The 2,753-nt window shown below is 57.5% G+C and carries 1 protein-coding gene and 1 pseudogene; both read right to left on the reverse strand.

Annotation, left to right across the window (positions count from 1 at the left end; translation table 11 throughout):
* Positions 1 to 458 precede the first annotated feature (458 nt).
* Positions 459 to 1,130 carry an adenylate kinase gene (locus V6C07_RS01530; protein WP_333534633.1) on the reverse strand — a complete coding sequence of 224 codons (672 nt, stop codon included), beginning with the start codon at positions 1,128 to 1,130 and terminating at the stop codon, positions 459 to 461.
* Between the two features lie 150 nt (positions 1,131 to 1,280).
* Positions 1,281 to 2,753: pseudogene (locus V6C07_RS01535) on the reverse strand (hypothetical protein); the annotation flags it as partial.

Here is a 2,753-nt window from a genome sequence, read left to right on the forward strand (position 1 = left end):
CTTGGTTGTCGCCAGCGTAAAGTTCCCGTGCGCCGGGGCGCACAAAGGCCAGATCCACGGCTGCGGCACGTGCGCCCGGCAGGCCCATGACTTCATCCAGCAAGCCGGAGGCGCTTTGGGCAAAAGTATTGTTTTGTGTATTGCTCATGGGCGAGTAGTAGCGCAGCTTGCCGCCGGGGGCAAGCGCTACGGACGCGGTCGTGCCGGGAGAAAACAGCGTGGCGGGCGGTTTTTCTCAAAGCTTCCGCCGTTGTGTCGCCGCTGTGCTGGCGCAGTTCCGGCATTGTTCCGGCGCTGTGAGCCAGGGGAAGGCTGTGCCGGTATTCGGGGTATGCGACGTTGCAGAAAAAAGATTCCCGCATGCGCTGCGGGAATCTTTTTTCTGCGGTCAATGGCCGGTTTGCGGGCGGGCCGTCTTTTTTATGCAAGCTGCCCGCAAGCCCGTGGCGTTAAAGCTGTCAGGCCAGCTTGGACAGCAGAGTTTCCTTGATGGATTCAATGCTGCCTTCGCCGTTAAGCTCAATGTATTTGGTCTTGCCCTGATCAGCAATTTTCTTGAAGAAATAGGCGGCAGCCAAGGTTCCATCGGTGGTATTGTAATAAATATCGTGGCGCTTGTTGATGGCGGCTTCGTCCTGGTCGTCAGACCGGCTCGAGAGAGCGCCGCCACAGACGCGACAGACATCGCCATTGGGCTTGATGGCCTCAATGAAGATATTGTTGGGATGGTTGTTGTTGTTTTTGCACAGGCGGCGGCCCATGATGCGGTTTTTGGCCGTTTCGCGGGGCAGCAGGATTTCTACCACGTAGTCAAGGCGTATGCCTTCTTTCTGGAGGGCTTCCCACAGTTTTTCGGCCTGCACCATGTTGCGGGGAAAACCGTCCAGCAGCCAGCCGTGCTGTCCTTTGGACTTCAGGGTTTCAAGCACCATAGGAATGGTGATTTCATCGGGCACAAGGTCGCCGCGGTCGATGTACGCCTTGGCTTTCTTGCCCAGATCCGTGCCGCCGCCGATGTGTTCACGAAATATGGCGCCGGATTCGATGTGGGCGAGATTGTACTTCTGCTTGATAAGATCGCCTTGAGTGCCTTTGCCGCTACCGTTGGGGCCGAAAATCAGAATGTTCACCGTCACTCTCCTTGGCGGAACCGCGATTTTGATTGTGCAAAAAAGAACACATCGCCAACTTAGACCCTAAAGCCGCTCCTGTCAACGGGAGTCAGGAAGAATGGCCGACAGAATGCCTGTGTTATGACGTTGCGAAAACCTTGTAACGTATCAGCGGAAAAGTTTCCAGGTTCCTTCGACGATCCCCCCGAGAACGTCCACAAAACCCTTGGTAATGTCGCCAAGCGTATTCAGGATAAGAGTGCCGGCGCCGATGGATGTTTTAGTATTATCCAGATTGCCGTAAAGGCGCAAGGGAAAGTCCGGCACGTTCTTCATGCTTACGTTAAAGTTACAGTCCAGCGTTTCGGTGTTAAAGTCTATCCAGCCGCCGCCGTTAACCTGAAGCCCCGGCCCTTTGAGATAAAAATCACTACTCCGTGCCACTCCGTTGGTAATGCTGCCAGAGGCTCCGGATGCGGTAATCGGCGTGGGTTTGCCCTTAAGACTGCCTTCAGGCGTTCTGTGCTGGAACGAGCCGTTGAGCACTTCGACCCGCCATTTGCCATTAAGCAGGGCGGGCAACTGGCCGGGGCCGGTGAGGCTGGCGTGGATGTCGGAGTGTACGGAGCCTTTGCCCCTGAGTGCTGCGCTGCCGCCCCGTGCGTTGCTGGCATCGGTAAGGTCAAAATTGTTGATGGTAAGCGTATTGCTGAAACTGAGCCCCTTGTTGAAGGTAATGGTTCCCTTGCTTATGATGGGCGCGCCGTAAAACTGGCCGGTGATGGAGTCGGAAGTGAGCTTGCCGTTTTCGAGCTTGTAGCGGGTGCGCAGGTTCTGCACCGTAAAACGCATGACCGAGAAGCGGCTGACGCTCATTTCGCCTTGTGCGCGAAAGGTGCGCATAAAGCGGAAGTCCCATTCCTTTTCCTTGCTGCCGGTCTTGCCTTTGCCTGCGCTGCTGTTGCTCATGTAGCGGTCAAGATTGATCTGGTCGGCGTTGAGCTTGAAGTTCAGCGATGGCTGTCCGCGCCAGTCGATATTCAGGGTCCCGGTGATGACGCTCTGATCGGCCTTGGCCCGGATTTCCCGCAGGGAAAGCGTATCGGGGTCACCTCTGAAGCGCGCTTCCATTTCCACACGGTTCAGAGAGGCTGGAACGCTTGTTTTTCCCATGCCCGCCATGCGCAGGGTGCGGGCAAGGTCGGCACTGTAGGCGGACAGTTTGCCCTGCCAGAAGGGGCCGTCCTTGCCGGAAGCAAGGCTGGCCTGCCCGTGGGCTTCAATGCCGAGAACATTGAAGTGCGCTTCGGACACGGACAGCTCATTGCGGCTGGACTGGCCGCTGAAGCGGCCTGAAGCCTGTACGTGCAGGCCGTCCGGTTTCAGGGAGCGTTCCGCATCCAGACGCAGGGAAATGGAGCCGGGCAGGTTGGTGAAGTCCATCTGCCCGCCGTCGGCTCCGTCGCCGCTGAACCACAGTCTGCCGTTAATGTCGGTGGAGGCGTCCAGCCCTTGTGCGGCCAGTGCGGCTGTCCATTGGCCTTCAAGGCCAAGGCGTTCTCCGTCCCAGGCAGCGGTGCGCACCTTGAGGCCGACATCCAGGAGGGAAAAGGCCAGGGAGGATTTTTTGCCTCCGCTGAT

The sequence above is a fragment of the Desulfovibrio sp. 1214_IL3152 genome, assembly GCF_036763055.1.
In the GTDB taxonomy this organism is placed as follows: Bacteria; Desulfobacterota; Desulfovibrionia; order Desulfovibrionales; family Desulfovibrionaceae; genus Desulfovibrio.